The organism is Tsukamurella sp. 8F (assembly GCF_029167375.1).
Classification (GTDB): Bacteria; Actinomycetota; Actinomycetes; order Mycobacteriales; family Mycobacteriaceae; genus Tsukamurella.
The window spans coordinates 189,514-206,476 of the sequence record NZ_JARFTP010000005.1 but is presented as its reverse complement, the minus strand read 5'-3'; the positions used below and the strand labels follow the sequence as shown (position 1 = coordinate 206,476).

Genomic DNA, 16,963 nt, shown 5'->3' with positions numbered 1-16,963 from the left:
TCATATATTCCGGCAGCCAGAATCGACGCGGTCGGCCGGGGCGACACGGATCACACTCTCGGAATGACCAGAGCCGCACCACGCGAGAGCCGCGCAGCCGCCGCGTCCCGCGTATCCATCCTCGTGACCGCCATATGCTGGGGACTGGTCGTGCTCGAGGGCTACGACCTCATCTCGTTCGGCAGCGTCCTGCCGGAGCTTCTCAAGGACGAGGCGGCCGGGTACACCCCCGGTAACGTGGGCCTCGTCGCAGCAGCCGCGTTCGTCGGCGCCACCGTCGGCGCGTTGAGTTCCGGTTGGCTGTCCGACCGGTACGGCCGCCGCCCCGTCGCGATCGGTTCGCTCGTGGTGTTCTCCATCTTCACGATGCTCTGCGGCTTCTCCGAAGGGCCATCGCAACTCGGCGTCCTGCGCTTCCTGGCCGGTATCGGGATCGGCGCCATCGTGCCGTCGACCTCCGCGCTGACGCTGGAATACGCGTCGGCGCGCCACCGCACGCTGTCGTACACCCTGATGCTGTCGGGCGTCCCGGTCGGCGGTGTCCTGGCGGCGCTGTCGGGCATGATCCTGATCCCGTCTCACGGCTGGCGCTGGGTGTTCTGGATCGCTCTCGCGCCCGCCGTCGTCGTACTCCCCTTCATCGTCGCCAAGCTTCCCGAGTCGCTCACGTTCCTCGAACGCAGCGGCCGCACCGAGCGGGCCGCCGAACTGCGGGCACGGCTCGGCCTCGATACCGACGGCGAGGCACACGCGGCGGCGCACGCCGGCCCGCGCGACGAGCAGCGCATCTTCGGCGCCGGCTATCGGCTCGCGTCGATCATGTTCGCGGTCGCCACATTCTTCGGGCTACTGACGTGGTTCGGCCTGGGCACCTGGATCCCCGGCATCATGCGCAAGATGGACTACGACCTCGGCTCGGCGCTGACGTTCCTGCTCGTGCTCAACGTCGGTGCCATCGCGGGATCGATCGTGATCGCGGTCGCTACCGATCGTTACGGGCCGAGGCCCGTCCTGGTGGGTACCTACTCCATACTCACGGTCGCGCTTCTGGTGCTGCTCGTCAAGATGCCGCAGCCCCCGCTGCTGGCGGCGATGGCCCTTGCCGGCGTCGGCGGCCACGGCGGTCAGATCCTCATCAACCGCTACGTCGGCCGCTCCTATCCGGCCGCGAGCCGCGCCCGTGCGCTCGGGTGGTCGCTCGGCGCGGGACGGCTCGGCACCGTCGTCGGTCCGATCGCGATCGGCTGGATCGTGGGGCACCTGGAGGCTCGCATCGGTTTCCTGTTCTTCGCGCTCTGCTCCGCCGCATGCGCAATGGTGCTGCTTGCTATCCCCGCGACGCCCGCCTCCGTCCGCGAGGAGGAGTGATGAGCACGAGGATCAACGTCGACGGATATCGGACGGCAGCACGGAAGCGATTGCCCCGCATGGTCTTCGACTTCATCGACGGCGGCGCTGAGGACGAGCGGACGCTACGCGCGAACCGCGCCGCCTTCACCCGCCGCACACTCACACCACGCCTGCTGTCCGGGTCCGCCCGCCGCACGCAGGAGACCATCCTGTTCGGGGAGAAGCTGGCGACGCCGGTGCTGCTGGCGCCGACGGGTCTCTCCCGGCTCGCCGGACGCGGTGGCGAGCTCGCCGCCGCCCGCGGTGCCCGCGCGGCCGGCACGCAGTCCGTCGTCAGCTCCGCGGCATCGGTACCGGTCGACGAGGTCGCCGCCGGTTGCGACGTGCCACCGTGGTTCCAGCTGTACCCCTGGGGCGACTGGGATCTCACACGCGTCCTCATAGACCGGGCGAGACTCGCCGGTTGCACGACGCTCGTGGTCACCCTCGACGTCCCGGTGACAGGCGCTCGCGAGCGGGACTACCGCAACGGCATGACCGTACCGGTCAAGATCACGCCGCGCACGGCGTTCGATGTTGTGCGGCATCCACGTTGGGCCCTGGGGCTGGCTGCAGGACCGCGCCTGACGATGGCGCACCTCGTCGGCCTGCGGGAGGACCGTGGGTCGTCCGCGTCGTCGTTGGCGCAGCTGAACCTGGATCTGCTCAACGCCGCGTACTCCTGGGAGGACCTGCGCCGCGTGCGCGACTACTGGGACGGCCCGCTACTCGTGAAGGGCGTCCTCGGCGCGGCCGACGCACGCCGAGCTGTGCAGTGCGGTGCCGATGGCGTGATCGTCTCCAATCACGGTGGACGCCAGGCGGATGCGGTTCCTGCTTCACTGGACGCTTTGCCGGGGGTCGTCGCGGCGGTCGGCCATGAGGCGACGGTGTTGATGGACGGCGGAGTCCGCCGTGGGACCGATGTCGTCATGGCGGTGGCGCTCGGCGCCCGGGCGGTCCTGATAGGCCGGCCGTGGATGTACGGCCTGGCCGTGGGCGGCGAGACCGGGGTGACCCGGATCGTGGAGATCCTGCGGGACGAGGTCGACCGCACGCTCGCACTGATGGGCGTCGGGTCGACCGCCGCCCTGACGCCGGATATGGTGCGCTCCACGGTCGGCGCAACGCCATGAGCCGGCCGGTACGGGAGATCGTGCACGGCCTGCTGACCGACCGTGGCGTCACGCACGTGTACGGCAACCCGGGCTCGACGGAGATGCGCTTCTTCCGCGATCTCCCCGACGGGCTGACCTACGTGGTGGGGCTGCAGGAGGCTTCCGTCGTGGCGATGGCCGACGGTCACGCGCGGGTGGCGGGCGGCGTGGGGATCGCTATGGTGCACAGCGCGTCCGGCCTCGGGAACGCGCTCGGAAGCCTGTATACGGCCGAGCGGAACGGCACGCCACTGGTGGTGCTCGCAGGCCAGCAGTCCCGCTCGCTGCTTCCGCACGCTCCCTATCTGCACGCCCGCGACGCCGCCTCGTTCCCGAGGCCCTACGTCAAAGACGCCGTGGAACCTGCACAGGCGCAGGATGTTCCGGAGATGATCGCGCAGGCGATGGACCTCGCGGCCGCGTCACCCGCCGGCCCCGTGTTCGTCTCGGTCCCCGAGGACGACTGGGATGCCACCGGCCGCGAGGTCGCGCCACGCCGCACGACTCGGGCCGTCGCACCCGCCGACGACGCCCTTGCCGCCGTCGCCGCGGACCTGACGGATGCACGCAGACCCGCGCTGGTGCTCGGCGGCCGGATCCGGCCCGACGACGCCGGCGCCGCCGTGGCACTCGCCGGCAGCGTCGGGGCCCGGGTCTACGTGGCGCCGCTGGCGGACCGTTCGCCGTTCCCTGAGAACGAACGGCACTTCGCCGGGTTCCTGCCGCCCGTCGCGGCCGGAGTACGCGCGACCCTTGCCCCGCACGACGTAGTGCTGGTCGCCGGTGCCCCCGTGTTCACATTCCACGTCCCGTCGGAGGGGGCTGCGGTCGCGGACGGCACAACCCTGTGGCACATCACCGACGATCCGCGCGAGGCCGCGCGGGCGCTGGCCGGCACGTCACTGGTCGTCCCGCCGGGCGCGGCACTCGCAGCGCTCGCCCGGCTGTGCGCAGGAGCGATCCCCGCAGTGGTGCCCGCCCTCGACCGGCCGGGCACTCCCGCTCACGCGGTGCCGCCCTCCCCGGAGGAGGTACTCGCCGCGCTCTCCGCGGTGCTGCCCGCACACGCACGGATCGTCGAAGAGGCGCCGACCCACCGCAACGCGATGCACGACCACCTGCCCATTCGGGGCGGGCAGGACTTCCATGTCGCAGCGAGCGGCGGTCTCGGCTGGGGCATGCCGGCCTCCGTGGGAATGGCGATCGCCGAGCCCGGGCGACCGACACTGTGCCTGATCGGCGATGGGGCGAGTCTGTATTCGATCCAGGCGTTGTGGACCGCGGCCCGGCACAACGCGACGGTCGTATTCGTGGTGCTCGACAACGGCGGCTACGCGGCGATGAAGGCGTTCGGGCACCTGCTCGATGTGCCGGACGCGCCAGGCCTCGACCTACCGGGCGTCGATCTTCCTCAGATCGCCAGGGGATTCGGCGCGGCGGCGGTCACGGCCGACACCGCGGGAGACGCCGTAGCGGCCGTTGAGAGAGGCTTCGCCGCATCGGGTCCCACGCTGATACGCATCCAGGTCGGTCCCGCCGTCGGCGCGCTCTACCGACGGCTTCCATAGCAGCACCCTGTGGGCGCCGTGCAGGGGCGGATGAGCGGGCCGACGTCTGCGGGCGTCCAGTTACGGAGATCCGCGGAGAACGGCAGGCGTCGAAGCGCGTCAGGGATTGTGTCGAGGCTCTTCCGGCTGCGCGCCGGTGCGCTCCCCGTCTCGGGCGATGCGACGGTAGTGCCCATTTCGCACCCGCAGCAGAACAGCTGCGAGCACGGCCGCGACCGACGAACCGATCAGCACCGCGACCGTCACGTGGCCGCCGCGCTCCGATCCGTACGCGAGTTCCCCGATCAGCAGCGACACCGTGAATCCGATGCCGGCGAGCACCGCGACACCCAACACATCGATCCAGGCCACACTGGCGTCCAGCGATGCACGAGTGACGGCGGCCAGCACGCGTGTCGTGCCGAATATCCCGACGGGCTTTCCCACCACCAGACCCACGACGACGGCGATCGCCACCGGGTCCGCGAACGCCTCCGCCAGCCCGTGGAAACCCCCGATCGTCACGCCCGCCGCGAAGAACGCGAACGCCGGCACCGCCACCCCGGTGGACAGGGGCCGGATCCGGTGCTCGAGGTGTTCGGCCAGACCGGGCCCGGCATGGGGCCCACCGGCGCGGTCACTGCGCAGCACCGGCACCGTGAACCCCAGAGCCACGCCCGCTACCGTGGCGTGGATCCCACTCTCGTGCATGCACACCCACGTCAGCGCCGCGAGCGGCACGAGCACCCACCAGGACCGGACCCGGCACTGAACACAAACGGCGAACAGCGCGAGCGGGACCACCGTGAGCGCAAGAAATGCCATGTTCGGGGAGGCGCTGTAGAACACCGCGATGACGGTGATAGCCAGCAGATCATCGACCACCGCCAGCGTGAGCAGAAAGGTTCGCAGCGCCGACGGCAGGTGCGTCGACACGACGGCGAGCACGGCGACCGCGAAAGCGATGTCGGTCGCGGTGGGCACGGCCCACCCGGCCGCGTCGCCGCCCCCGGTGACGGTGATCGCCACGAACAGGGCCGCCGGTGCGATCATCCCGCCGACGGCGGCAGCGATCGGCAGCGCCGCTCGTGCCGGGTCACGCAGGTCACCGGCGACGAACTCCCGCTTGAGTTCGAGGCCCACGACGAAGAAGAAGATCGCCAGCAGTCCGTCGGCCGCCCAGTCATGCAGCGTCAGGTCGAGGTGCAGACCCCAGAAACTGCTTCCCACGCGAGTCTCCGAGATCCGCGTGTATTCCGCCCGCCACGGCGAGTTCGCCCATGCCAGCGCGACGACGGCGCCTGCGAGCAGGAGGAATCCGCCGATGGTCTCCGTGCGCAGCAGATCTGCAACCCGCGCCGTCTCGGGCCACGAGCCGCGAGCGAAGAGTCTGGAACCGGTGCGCACCGCCGTCTCCCGTCGTCGAACCGGCCGCCACCGAATGCGACGGCCCGCCGACCAGACTTCCCGGCACACCGTGGTTCACCCTATCGATGACGGCCCGGGACAGGAAATCAGCGCTTGCGGGACACCTCCAGGCCACCTGTCCCGGGTATCGTCACCGAGGCGAAGTCTCCGCCGGGATCGCGCACGTACTCCAGATAGTCGCGGTACTGCGCGTGCGCACCGACGACGTTGTCGCAGAACACGAGTGCCCCCGGTCGCAGCTTGGGTGCGATGATCTCGAGCGCCGGGAGAGCCATCGGAATCCAGATGTCGACGAGCATGAAGTCGATCGGCCCCTCGACGTCCAGCAGAGTCTGCCGCAGGTCGCCCTCCCGGACGTCCGCGAATGCACCGACGCCCGCCTCGTCGAGGTGGCGCCGCGCGATCTCCACCTTGCTGGGCTCGTGCTCCGTCCCGATCACCACGCCCTCACCCTCGGCTCCATCGACGTTCTCCGCGACCGCCGACGCCAGATAGATCGTCGACACTCCGAACGAGGTCCCGGCCTCGACGATCCGCCGGGCGCCGCTGGCGCGGCACAGCTGATATGCGAGCGCGGCCTTGGCCGGCGCGAGCGCCACCATCTTGTCGGACAGGAACTTCTTGCCGTCGGGGGTGAACGTCGAGTCCCACGTCCCGTCCTTGACACGGCTGCGCACCATCGAGCCGACCATGCCGGGAACCGACTTCAGCAACTGCTGTTTGGACGCGGAATGCAGACGATCCACGACGGCCTGCGCACGGGGTTCCAGGGGGCGCTTCGCTACCTTCTCCATTCACCCACCGTACTTAGGTCGACCTAAGTACGCCAGCCCCCGCTATCGTCCATCTATGGCCGGATCCGACGAGACACGAACCTGGAGCGCGGGCCGCAGCGTGGGGCGCGGGATGGTGCCCGGGCGGCTCGGGTTGACGCGCACACACGTGACGTTCGAACCGGGAGGAGTGGCCAAGCGCACGGCTGGGCTGCGGTTCAGCGTGCAACTCGAGCACGTCGCCGCCGTCGGCATCACCCCCGGCACCGGGAAGTGGCTCAGCGGCGGCAAACGCGACCGGCTGTGCCTCACGCTCGGGGACGGCTCGGAGGTTCTGTTCGTGGTCCCCGAGCTCGACGATGCCACAGCCTGCATCCGCGACGCGCTCGGAAGCAGATAGCGAGGCACAATGGTCGGATGACCGACGGCCCCCTCATCGTCCAGACCGACAAGACGCTGCTGCTCGAGGTCGACCACGAGCTGGCCGACGCCGCACGGCAGGCGATCGCTCCGTTCGCTGAGCTGGAGCGTGCGCCGGAGCACATGCACACCTACCGGGTGACTCCGCTGGCGCTGTGGAACGCGCGCGCCGCGGGTCACGATGCCGAGCAGGTGGTCGACGCCCTGGTCACATACTCGCGTTACCCGGTGCCACAGCCCCTATTGGTCGACGTCGTGGACACCATGTCGAGATTCGGCCGACTGCAGCTGGTCAAGAATCCCGCCCACGGACTCACCCTCGTCAGCCTGGACCGCGCGGTCCTCGAGGAGGTGATGCGGCACAAGAAGATCGCGCCGATGTTGGGCGCACGGATCGACGACGACACCGTCGTCGTACATCCTTCCGAGCGCGGACACCTCAAGCAACTCCTGCTCAAGGTCGGTTGGCCCGCCGAGGATCTCGCGGGCTACGTCGACGGCGAGGCGCACCCCGTCTCGCTCGACACGGCCACCCACCCCTGGGAGCTACGCGACTACCAACGATTCGCGGCGGACGCGTTCTGGGCCGGCGGCTCCGGCGTCGTCGTGCTGCCGTGCGGTGCCGGAAAGACCATGGTCGGTGCAGCTGCGATGGCAAGGGCCCAGGCTACGACGCTGATCCTGGTCACCAACACCGTCGCCGGGCGCCAGTGGAAGCGCGAGCTGATCGCGCGCACCTCCCTCACCGAGGAAGAGATCGGCGAGTATTCGGGCGAACGCAAGGAGATCCGGCCGGTCACGATCGCGACGTATCAGGTACTCACGCGCAAATCGAAGGGCGAGTACAAGAACCTGGAGCTGTTCGACTCTCGCGATTGGGGCCTGATGATCTACGACGAGGTGCACCTGCTCCCCGCGCCCGTCTTCCGCATGACGGCCGACCTGCAGTCTCGGCGGCGCCTCGGGCTCACCGCCACGCTGGTGCGCGAGGACGGCCGCGAGGGCGACGTCTTCTCGCTGATCGGTCCGAAACGCTATGACGCGCCGTGGAAGGACATCGAGGCTCAGGGATGGATCGCACCCGCCGAGTGCACCGAGGTACGCGTCACGCTCACCGACGACCAGCGCATGCGATACGCCACCGCAGAGCCCGAGGAACGTTACCGGATGTGCGCCACCGCGCCCGCGAAAGTCGCTGTCGTCAAGTCGATCCTGGCGAAGCACGAAGGAGCACCGACGCTCGTGATCGGGGCGTATGTGGATCAGCTCGAAGAGCTCGCCGCCGAGCTGGACTGCCCCGTGATCCAGGGGTCCACACGCAACAAGGAGCGCGAGCGGCTGTTCGACGCCTTCCGCGCCGGCGAGGTCAAGACGCTCGTGGTGAGCAAGGTCGCCAACTTCTCCATCGACCTGCCGGAAGCTGCCGTCGCCGTACAGGTCTCGGGGACGTTCGGATCCCGGCAGGAGGAGGCCCAGCGTCTGGGACGACTGCTGCGCCCCAAGCAGGACGGCGGCCGGGCCCACTTCTACTCGATCGTCTCGCGCGACACCATGGACGCCGAATACGCCGCCCACCGCCAGCGCTTCCTCGCCGAGCAGGGCTACGCGTACACCATCACCGACGCGGACGACCTCCTCGGACCCGCGATCGGCGAACAATAGCCGTGACGGGCCGCGGAACGCGGGCTCAGGACAGGTCGCGGAATGCGAGCGCGAAGCCGCCGACCGCGAGGGCCAGCGCGGCGACGTAGCCGATCGCCGACCACCAACCCAGATGCAGGTATGCCGTGACGGCGACGATGCCCATGGCGAGGAACACCATCACCATCCCGTACAGCGGCGGACGGGCCGCGTATCTGTTGCGTGCCATGGTGTCTCACTCCTTGCCGGTGGAGATGTTGGCGAGCCGTCCCGGCGACAGCAGGCCACGCAGTGCCTCGTCGGTGAGGTATCCACGCTCGAGCACGATCTCGGCGACTCCGCGTCCGGTGGCGAGCGCCTCGTGCGCGACCGAACTGGCAGCCGCGTAGCCGATGTGCGGGTTCAATGCGGTGGCCAGGCCGATCGACGTCTGCACCTGGGCCGCAAGGGCTTCGGTGTTGGCAGTGATCCCCCGGATACACCGCGCCCCCAACGTCTCGCACGCAGCCGTCAGCTCGGCCATGCCGTCGAACAGGCACCGCGCGATCACGGGCTCGAAGGCGTTGAGCTGCAGTTGCCCCGCCTCGGCCGCCATCGTCACCGTCACGTCGTTGCCGATGACCGCGTAACAGACCTGGGTGACCACTTCGGGGATGACGGGATTGACCTTGCCCGGCATGATCGACGAGCCCGCCTGCACGGCAGGCAGGTTGATCTCGGCCAGGCCGGCCCGCGGCCCCGATGACAGTAGTCGCAGGTCATTGCACATCTTCGACAGCTTCACCGCGAGCCGCTTGAGCACGCTCGACAGGTTGACGAATGCGCCCGTGTCGCAGGTGGCCTCGATCAGATCGAACGAAGTCACCAGGGGCCGCCCGGTTAGCTCACCGAGGTGCTCGCGCACCGCGTCGACGTAGCCGTCGGGTGCGTTCAGCCTGGTACCGATCGCCGTTGCGCCCATGTTGATCTCGTGCAGCAGCGCGGCGGCGTCGGCGAGCCTGGCCCGCTCCTCGCCGAGTGTCACCGCGAACCCGCGGAACTCCTGCCCGAGCGTCATCGGCACGGCGTCCTGCAGCTGGGTGCGACCGATCTTGACGACATCGTCGAACTCGGAGGCCTTCGCCGCGATGGCACCGATCAGCCCCTGCAGGGCCAGGTCCAAGCGATCGCAGCCCGTGAGCGCGGCGAGTCGCAGGGCCGTCGGGTAGACGTCGTTGGTGGACTGTCCGAGGTTGACGTGGTCCGCAGGATGCAGATACGCGTAGTCGCCGCGGGGCCGGCCCAGGATCTCGAGCGCCCGATTGCACACGACCTCGTTGGCGTTGAAGTTGGTCGACGTCCCGGCGCCGCCCTGCATGACGTCCACGACGAACTGGTCGGCGTGAGCCCCCGCACGGATCTCGGCGGCGGCCCGGTCGATCGCACTCGCGCGCTCGGCATCGAGCAGCCCTAGATCGGCGTTGGCGCGTGCGGCGGCCTGTTTGACGACGGCGAGTGCCGAGACCAGTTCCGGGTACGCACCGATCGTGCGGCCCGTGATGGGGAAGTTCTCGACGGCGCGCGCCGTGTGCACACCCCACAGCACGTCGACGGGAACCTCCATGTCCCCCAGCAGGTCGTGCTCTGAGCGGGTCGCGGTACGAGTCACCTGTCCTCGCCATCCTTCCCGGAGCCCTCGGGATCCTCGGGGGCCTCGCCCCCGCCGCGACCTGAGCCGCGCCCACGCGGATCCACCTCGGCACTCGGGTCGACCGGCCGGTTGGCGACCACGGGGAACGATCCCGTGTAACCCTCGCGGGCACTCGCCTCGGCCATCACGCGCCCGCGCACGGCGTACCACCCGACGATCAGCATCGGGATCAGCACCACGAGTGATCCGACGGTCCAGGTGCCGATCGGGTAGTCGAAGGCCGTGAGCACGACGACGCCGACCAGGAACACGAGCGTCACGTAGCTGGAGTACGGGGCGAACGGCATGCGGAACTTGGGCCGCGTCAGATCCCCCGCATCGGCGCGGCGCTGCAGCGCGATCTGGCACAGCACGATCGTCGCCCAGGACGACAGGATGCCGAGCGCCGAGATGTTGAGCACGATCTCGAACGCCTGTCCCGGATTGAACGCGTTGAGCACCACACCGAACAGGCAGATGACCGAGGTGAGCACGATGCCGCCGTAGGGAACGCCGTTGCCGGACATGCGCGCTGTGAACCTGGGTGCGGAGCCGTTCATCGCCATCGACCGCAGGATGCGTCCCGTCGAGTAGAGCCCGGCGTTGAGACTCGAGAACGCAGCGGTGAGCACGACGACGTTCATCAGATCGCCCGCGCCTGAGAAGCCGATCTTGGAGAAGAACGTCACGAACGGGCTCTCACCCGCCGAGTACGCGGTGTACGGCAGCAGGAGCGACAGCAGGACGAGGGAGCCGACGTAGAAGATCGCGATACGCGCGATCACCGAGTTGATCGCGCGCGGCATGATCTTCTCGGGCTCGGCGGTCTCGCCGGCCGCGGTGCCGACGAGTTCCACTGCCGCGTAGGCGAAAACGACGCCCGATGTGACGACGACGAGCGGCAGGATGCCGGTCGGGAGGAACCCGCCGTGGTCGCTCCACAGGTGCAGTCCGGTGCTCTGGCCCTGGATGTCGTAGCGCCCCGCCAGGAAGATCGTCCCGACCACGAGGAATGCGAGCAGCGCGACGACCTTGATCAGGGCGGCCCAGAACTCCATCTCGCCGAACAGCTTCACCGAGATCAGGTTCATGGTGAGCACGATCGCCAACGCGATCAGGGCGAGCAGCCACTGCGGCACGACGCCGAACAGGTGCCAGTAGTGGAAGTACGTCGCGATGGCCGTGGTGTCGACGATCGCAGTCATCGACCAGTTCAGGAAGTACATCCAGCCGGCTACGTAAGCCGCCTTCTCACCGTAGAATTCGCGCGCGTACGACACGAAGGATCCCGACGACGGCCGGTGCAGCACGAGCTCGCCGAGCGCGCGCAGGATGAGGAACACGAAGACTCCGCACACGGCGTAGACGACGAACAGACCCGGGCCGGCCGACTCGAGCCGGCCGCCGGCACCGAGGAAGAGCCCCGTGCCGATGGCACCGCCGATCGCGATCATTTGAAGCTGCCGCGGCTTCAGGCCCTTGTGATAGCCCTCGTCCTCGCGCTGCAGCCCCGGGTCGTGTCCGGCACCGGGAGTGGTGGGATGCGTCATCGAGTGTCCCGTCGTACGAAGTGTCTTTAGCAAATCTGTTAGGCTGTCAGACAGCTTTATCAGTGTGAGGCCGAACACGCGGCGCTGTCAAGACTGCCCGCGGCGTCATGGCTCGAGGTCGAGTCCGAAGAGCGCCTCGACCGATTCCTCGACCCTGTCGAGGTGTTGCCGCATCCGGTCGCTCGCGTGCGCGTAGTCCCCCGCCGCGATGGCGTCGACGATGCGTCGATGCTCCCCGTCCGAGGCCTCCCGGCGCTCCGAGATCGACTCGTTGAGCAGGCGCGACTGCTCCGAGAGCGCGCCGCGGATCGCGCCGACCACCGAGATGAAGACGTCGTTACCCGACGCCTCGGCGATCGCCAGGTGCAGACGCGCGTCGAGCCGCACCCAGTCGGCGCCGTCTGTCTCCGCATCCATCCGATCCAACAGCCCGGTCATGACCTTCAGCTGCTCGTCCGTGCGGCGCCGCGCGGCCCATCCGGCTGCCGGAACCTCGATGTACGGGCGAGCCTCGATGAGGTCGCGAGCCGAGAACGCGCCGTAGCGGGGTGATACGGGCCGCGATGCGATCACGAACGTGCCCGACCCGGTCCGGGTCTCGGTCAGGCCGAGCGTCGCGCAGGATCGCAGAGCCTCGCGCACGACGGAACGACTCACGCCGTAGCGCTCGGCGAGCGCAGCCTCGGGCGGCAACTTGACCCCCACCACGAGCTCGCCGCTCTCGATCGCTCCGCGCAGATCTTGGAACACGACCTCCGACGCGCTCGCGCGTGGGATCTTCACCGAGCGATCTGACCAGCTGTCCGGCAGATTCATGTCTCTACCGTAGGCCGACCCGACGCACCGAACGCTTCGGTCAGCCGCACCCGATCGGTACCGCCGGGATCGGCAGCGTCTGCGATCACGGCGGCGAGCAGCACCCTGGCCTGCCCCGCACGCAGCCATCGCGAGACGACCGCACCCACCTCTACCAGGTCGTGCGCCCCACCCGAGCCTCCGTACACGGCCTCGACCGGGCCGTACGGAACGCGCGTCGTGAGGACCACGGACACACCGGCCGCGACGTACTCGGCGACCGCCTCGCGCACCGCCGGGTTACCGTTCCCCGAGCCCATCCCTTCGAGTACCAGCCCCCGAGCACCGGCGGCGACAGCGGCGTCGAGGAGGGCACGGTCCGCGCCCGGATAGAGGGCGACGATGTCGACCCGCACATCCGCGATGGACCTCCGGAACGGTAGCGGACCGACCCGCGGCACGGACACGTACTCGAAGGCGGCGATATCCGCGGTATGCGCCTTCCGCACACCGTGCGCGGGCAGAACCTGCCCGGCGAATGCGACGAACACGCCCTGGCCGGCACCCGCGCGCACCAGATCGACGGCGTGCGCGAGGTTGTGCGGGCCGTCGGGGGCCGGGTGATCCGCGGGCCGCATCGCACCCGTGACGGCGACGGGGCGCGGGTCGTCGTGGTAGAGGTCCAACAGGAGCGCGGTCTCCTCCAGCGTGTCGGTGCCGTGCAGCACCACGACGCCCTGCACGGCCGGGTCGTCGAGCGCTTCGTCGACGGCGGCGCGGATCGAAACCATCGCCGCCAGGTCCAGCGACGACGAGTCGACGGCCATCACCTCACGCACCTCGACGTCGTCCGCAAGCCCGGCGCGTAGGGAGTGCAGACCGCGCGCTCCGGGCGCGACGGCGGGCCCGTCCCAGCTGCCGCTCGCGATCGTCCCCCCGGTCGTCAGGACCACGATGGACACTTCCAGCCTCCGATCTGTCAAGCTGTCTGACAAATACTGCCACGCCGCGGACGCGGTCGCCACGTCCGCGTAGCGGCTCGTCGGGGCGTTCGCACCATTCGGCGTCTGCCGGGACCGCGCAGCTTCGATACCAACGCGGCCCCCGGCGGCCGGATAGCGCTACAGGCAGCGCAGCGCCGCTTTCGCGGCATGCCAACCCGGCATCCCGTGCACGCCCGGGCCCGGCGCGGACGCCGCGGAGCACAGCCACGCGCGATCGGTGAGGCGGTACGGATGCCACAGCGTCGGTCGGCGCAACAACTGCGACGGAACCGCGGCGCCTGCCGCGATGTCGCCCCCGATGTAGTTCGCGTTGCGCGCCTCCAGCTCGAGCGGCCCCGTGGAGCGTTGCTCGACGATGCGGTCACGGACACCCGGCGCGTACCGATCCAGCTCGCGCAGGATCAATTCGGTCACGTCACCCGGGAATCCGTGCGGCACGTGACAGTACATCGACACCGGCACACGGTCACCGGCGCGCCGGGATGGATCGGCTAGGTACTGCTGGGACAGGAGCAGGAACGGCCGGTCGGGCATCCGGCCGGCCGCTACGGACCCGAGGCGCCGCCTGATCTCCGGCGCGCTGCCGCCCACATGCACGAAGACCGCCCGCCCGCAGTCCGGCTCGTTCCACGGGACCCCGCCTTCGAGAAGCAGGTCCACCTTGAATACTCCGGGGCCGTTGCGCCACCGCCTGCGACGGAGCGCCCTCGGCGCCCGGTCACCCAGGATGCGCAGCGCGGCGGGAAGGCCGGTGTCGAACAGCACGACGTCGGCGTCGGGCATCGTCGTCACCCGCTCGCCCGTGCGCACCGAGCCGCCGTTCGCGGCGACCTCGGAAGCCAGCGATTCTGCGATCCGCCGCGATCCGCCGACCGGCACGGTCCACGGCCGCACGCCGCCGAGCAGATACGCGATCGCCGAGGTCATGGGGAGGTTCAGCGGCGCTATGCCGTGCGCCGCGATCCCCGCGAACACCGCGCCGCGCCGCGGCCCGAGTGCCGTGGCCGTCACGGCCGCGGGGAGGACGAAGCGCGGACCCCAACGCATTGCGTCGACGGGGTGGTGCGCCAGCTCCGGAACCGGCGCGAAGAACGCCGCCGCGACGTCTGGCCCGCACTCCGGGAGATCGGCCAGAGTCCGCGCGCCGCCCGGCAGCGGATGCGCCAGGTCCAGCTCGGCGCAGGCCCAGGCCACATCGAGGCCGGCGGCTTCGAACGCCGGCGACACGGGCGCGAGCGGCTGCACCGTCGAGCAGCTGTCGAACAACGCCCCGCCCATTTCGAACGAGCTTGTCCCCCCGCCGATCTCGGCCTCGGCCTCGAGCACCGTCACGTCCATGCCCGCACGCGCCAGCACGGCGGCCGCGGTCAACCCGTTGGGCCCTGAGCCCACCACCACTGCGGTCGTCATGCACCCGAGGCTAGTTCACCCGTAGGGTCGCACCATGCGCACCGTGGCCCGCCTGCAGCCGTTCACCTCGACGATCTTCGCCGAGATATCCGCTCTCGCCGTCGCGCACGACGCGGTCAACCTGGGACAGGGCTTCCCCGACACCGATGGCCCGCAGCCGATGCTGGATGCGGCGCAGAAGGCCATCGCGTCCGGCATGAACCAGTACCCGCCCGGCGACGGCCTACCCGAGCTCCGGCGCGCCGTGGCGGGTCAGGTGCTCCGTGAGTACGGACTCGAGTACGACCAGGACGGCGAGGTACTGGTCACCGTCGGTGCCTCGGAGGGCATAGCGGCGGCGGTGATCGGCCTCGTCGAACCCGGACGCGAGGTGATCCTCATCGAGCCGTTCTACGACTCGTATGCGGCGACGGTCGCCATGGCCGGCGCGAAGCGTCGCGTCGTGCCGCTGGTCGAGGACGGTCCGCGATACGTACTGGACCGCGACCGGCTACGCGCCGCTGTCACACCCGATACCGCTGCGATAGTGGTGAACTCGCCGCACAACCCCACCGGCACCGTGCTGTCGGATGCCGATCTCGAGTTCGTCGCCGGCCTCTGCCGCGAACACGACCTGATCGCGATCACGGACGAGGTGTACGAGTACCTGCTGTTCGACGGCCGCAGCCATCGCCCGCTCGCAACGCTGCCGGGTATGCGCGAACGGACGGTGCGCATCTCGGGCGCCGCAAAGACTTTCAACGTCACGGGCTGGAAGATCGGCTGGATCACCGCGCCGCGCGAGCTGGTCGACGCCTGCCGGTCCGCCAAACAGTGGATGACGTACACCGGCGCCACGCCCCTACAGGCCGCGGTCGCGCACGCGCTCGACACGGAGGACGGCTGGCTCGCCTCGCTGGCGCCCTCGCTACAGTCGGCACGGGATGTCCTCACCGATGCGCTCGTCGGGGTCGGCTTCGACGTGCACCCCTGCGAGGGAACCTATTTCGTCTGTGCCGACCCGCGCCCGTTGGGCTTCGCCGACGGCGATGCGCTGTGCCGCGAGATGCCAGAGCGGATCGGCGTGGCCGCGGTGCCGGTCGCCGCACTCGCCGACGACCATGAGAGGTGGTCGCATCTAGTGCGTTTCGCGTTCAGCAAGAAGGCCGAGGTACTGGCGCTCGGCGCCCAGCGCCTGAGCCGGCTCAGGTCAGCGCGGGAATGACCTCGCGCTCGAACATCTCCAGACCACTGCGATCGTAGGCGACCTCGGGGAAATAGCAGATCGCGTACTCCATGCCGAGCCCCTCGAGCCGCTGCAGGTTCTCGATGATGCGCTCGGCCGTGCCCACGGCCGGCATCCCGCGGAAGGCGTTCAGAGCGGCGTCGGCCACGTCGGCGGGCACGTGCTCGCCGAGCCGGGCCTGCAACTGGTCGAGGCGCGCCTGAGCCTGCTGCTCGGTGGCACCGATCGCCACGTTGTAGTTGGAGCTGCGGACGATCGCGCCGAAGTCGGTCCCGACATCCGCGCAGTGCTGCCGCAGGATCTCCGACTTGTGCGCGAAACCCTCGTAGGTCCCGTCGAAGTTGGTGTACTGCGCGTACTTCGCCGCGATCCGCAGCGTCTTCTTCTCGCCGCCGCCCGCGATCCACAGCGGGAGGCCGCCCTCCTGCAGCGGCCGTGGCTCGCAGATGGCGCCGTCGACCTGGTAGTACCTCCCGTCGAGGGTGGACCTGCCCTCGGTCCACGCCTGCCGCATGATCTGCACACCCTCATCGAGGCGCCCCAGCCGCTCACCCGCCGACGGGAAACCGTATCCATATGCGCGCCACTCGTGTTCGTACCAGCCGCCGCCGATGCCCATCTGGGCGCGTCCGCCGGAGACGAGGTCGACCGTGGCGGCCACCTTCGCAAGATAGGCCGGATTTCGGTAGCTCATCGCGGTGCACATCTGGCCGAGCTTGATCCGCTCGGTAGTCGCGGCGTACGCGGACATCAACGACCACGCCTCATGGGTCGCCTGGTCCGTGGGGAGAGGCACGGTGTGGAAATGGTCGTACACCCAGAGCGAGTCCCACGGCCCCGCGTCCGCGTGCCGGGCGATGTCCCGCATCGTCGTCCACTGCTCGGCGGGATCGATGCCCACCAGATCGAGTCGCCAACCCTGAGGAATGAAGAGTCCGAAGCGCATGGTGCTCAC

General features: G+C 69.5%; 14 protein-coding genes and 1 pseudogene. 6 read left to right on the top strand and 9 right to left on the bottom strand.

Features of this window, described 5'->3' with window-relative positions; all coding sequences use genetic code 11:
* Positions 1–63: 63 nt before the first annotated feature.
* Genes P0W64_RS06060 through mdlC form a run of 3 tightly spaced genes read left to right on the top strand, consistent with a single transcriptional unit; the run spans position 64 to position 4,114 of the window.
* Positions 64–1,368, top strand: coding sequence for an aromatic acid/H+ symport family MFS transporter (locus tag P0W64_RS06060; protein ID WP_275479165.1), 1,305 nt, complete (start codon positions 64–66; stop codon positions 1,366–1,368).
* The gene (locus tag P0W64_RS06055) at positions 1,368–2,525 is read left to right on the top strand and encodes an alpha-hydroxy acid oxidase (protein WP_275479164.1); all 1,158 of its coding nucleotides are present in this window, start codon (positions 1,368–1,370) and stop codon (positions 2,523–2,525) included. The genes P0W64_RS06060 and P0W64_RS06055 overlap by 1 nt, the downstream gene beginning before the upstream one ends.
* The gene (gene mdlC / locus P0W64_RS06050) at positions 2,522–4,114 is read left to right on the top strand and encodes a benzoylformate decarboxylase (protein ID WP_275479163.1); all 1,593 of its coding nucleotides are present in this window, start codon (positions 2,522–2,524) and stop codon (positions 4,112–4,114) included. The genes P0W64_RS06055 and mdlC overlap by 4 nt, the downstream gene beginning before the upstream one ends.
* 99 nt (positions 4,115–4,213) lie before the next feature.
* Here mdlC and nhaA read toward each other — a convergent pair whose 3' ends face one another.
* Together nhaA and P0W64_RS06040 are read right to left on the bottom strand one after the other, a co-directional pair.
* The gene (nhaA, locus tag P0W64_RS06045; protein WP_275479211.1) at positions 4,214–5,536 is read right to left on the bottom strand and encodes a Na+/H+ antiporter NhaA; all 1,323 of its coding nucleotides are present in this window, start codon (positions 5,534–5,536) and stop codon (positions 4,214–4,216) included.
* Between the two features lie 71 nt (positions 5,537–5,607).
* Positions 5,608–6,315, bottom strand: a complete 708-nt coding sequence (locus tag P0W64_RS06040) for a class I SAM-dependent methyltransferase (RefSeq protein ID WP_275479162.1) — start codon at positions 6,313–6,315, stop codon at positions 5,608–5,610.
* A gap of 55 nt (positions 6,316–6,370) precedes the next feature.
* On the opposite strand from P0W64_RS06040, the gene P0W64_RS06035 reads away from it, so the two are divergent.
* Entirely contained in the window at positions 6,371–6,694 is a 324-nt protein-coding gene (locus P0W64_RS06035; RefSeq protein WP_275479161.1) for a hypothetical protein, read from the top strand.
* Between the two features lie 17 nt (positions 6,695–6,711).
* Entirely contained in the window at positions 6,712–8,376 is a 1,665-nt protein-coding gene (locus P0W64_RS06030) for a DNA repair helicase XPB (RefSeq protein ID WP_275479160.1), read from the top strand.
* Positions 8,377–8,401: 25 nt separating this feature from the next.
* On the opposite strand, the gene P0W64_RS06025 is transcribed toward P0W64_RS06030, so the two are convergent.
* From P0W64_RS06025 to P0W64_RS06000, 6 genes and pseudogenes are all read right to left on the bottom strand, one after another.
* Positions 8,402–8,584 (bottom strand): hypothetical protein, encoded by a 183-nt coding sequence (locus tag P0W64_RS06025; RefSeq protein WP_275479159.1) that lies wholly within the window; start codon positions 8,582–8,584, stop codon positions 8,402–8,404.
* 6 nt (positions 8,585–8,590) lie between these two features.
* Positions 8,591–10,003: an aspartate ammonia-lyase gene (locus P0W64_RS06020; protein ID WP_275479158.1), complete on the bottom strand. Its 1,413-nt coding sequence runs from the start codon at positions 10,001–10,003 to the stop codon at positions 8,591–8,593.
* Between the two features lie 101 nt (positions 10,004–10,104).
* A pseudogene (locus P0W64_RS06015) lies at positions 10,105–11,574 on the bottom strand (amino acid permease); the annotation flags it as partial.
* A 105-nt stretch (positions 11,575–11,679) separates the two neighbouring features.
* Positions 11,680–12,390: a FadR/GntR family transcriptional regulator gene (locus tag P0W64_RS06010; RefSeq protein WP_275479157.1), complete on the bottom strand. Its 711-nt coding sequence runs from the start codon at positions 12,388–12,390 to the stop codon at positions 11,680–11,682.
* Complete coding sequence (locus tag P0W64_RS06005) at positions 12,387–13,337, bottom strand: asparaginase (protein WP_275479210.1); 951 nt, start codon at positions 13,335–13,337, stop codon at positions 12,387–12,389. Before P0W64_RS06005 ends, P0W64_RS06010 begins: the two co-directional genes overlap by 4 nt.
* 153 nt (positions 13,338–13,490) lie before the next feature.
* A complete protein-coding gene (locus P0W64_RS06000; RefSeq protein WP_275479156.1) occupies positions 13,491–14,783 on the bottom strand; it encodes an NAD(P)/FAD-dependent oxidoreductase in 1,293 nt (430 codons plus the stop codon).
* Positions 14,784–14,817: 34 nt separating this feature from the next.
* Here P0W64_RS06000 and P0W64_RS05995 point away from each other — a divergent pair, with 34 nt between their 5' ends.
* Complete coding sequence (locus tag P0W64_RS05995) at positions 14,818–15,987, top strand: pyridoxal phosphate-dependent aminotransferase (RefSeq protein WP_275479155.1); 1,170 nt, start codon at positions 14,818–14,820, stop codon at positions 15,985–15,987.
* On the opposite strand, the gene P0W64_RS05990 is transcribed toward P0W64_RS05995, so the two are convergent.
* Positions 15,968–16,954 (bottom strand): LLM class F420-dependent oxidoreductase, encoded by a 987-nt coding sequence (locus P0W64_RS05990; protein ID WP_275479154.1) that lies wholly within the window; start codon positions 16,952–16,954, stop codon positions 15,968–15,970. The genes P0W64_RS05995 and P0W64_RS05990 overlap by 20 nt on opposite strands.
* Positions 16,955–16,963 lie beyond the last annotated feature (9 nt).

Excerpts from the sequence above, each read along its gene's own strand:
- P0W64_RS06025 (WP_275479159.1), bottom strand. The coding sequence starts at position 8,584 with ATGGCACGCAACAGATACGCGGCCCGTCCGCCGCTGTACGGGATGGTG.
- P0W64_RS06000 (WP_275479156.1), bottom strand. The coding sequence starts at position 14,783 with ATGACGACCGCAGTGGTGGTGGGCTCAGGGCCCAACGGGTTGACCGCG.
- P0W64_RS06035 (WP_275479161.1), top strand. The coding sequence starts at position 6,371 with ATGGCCGGATCCGACGAGACACGAACCTGGAGCGCGGGCCGCAGCGTG.
- P0W64_RS06040 (WP_275479162.1), bottom strand. The coding sequence starts at position 6,315 with ATGGAGAAGGTAGCGAAGCGCCCCCTGGAACCCCGTGCGCAGGCCGTC.
- P0W64_RS05990 (WP_275479154.1), bottom strand. The coding sequence starts at position 16,954 with ATGCGCTTCGGACTCTTCATTCCTCAGGGTTGGCGACTCGATCTGGTG.
- P0W64_RS06060 (WP_275479165.1), top strand. The coding sequence starts at position 64 with ATGACCAGAGCCGCACCACGCGAGAGCCGCGCAGCCGCCGCGTCCCGC.
- P0W64_RS06010 (WP_275479157.1), bottom strand. The coding sequence starts at position 12,390 with ATGAATCTGCCGGACAGCTGGTCAGATCGCTCGGTGAAGATCCCACGC.
- P0W64_RS06055 (WP_275479164.1), top strand. The coding sequence starts at position 1,368 with ATGAGCACGAGGATCAACGTCGACGGATATCGGACGGCAGCACGGAAG.
- P0W64_RS06030 (WP_275479160.1), top strand. The coding sequence starts at position 6,712 with ATGACCGACGGCCCCCTCATCGTCCAGACCGACAAGACGCTGCTGCTC.
- P0W64_RS05995 (WP_275479155.1), top strand. The coding sequence starts at position 14,818 with ATGCGCACCGTGGCCCGCCTGCAGCCGTTCACCTCGACGATCTTCGCC.
- mdlC (WP_275479163.1), top strand. The coding sequence starts at position 2,522 with ATGAGCCGGCCGGTACGGGAGATCGTGCACGGCCTGCTGACCGACCGT.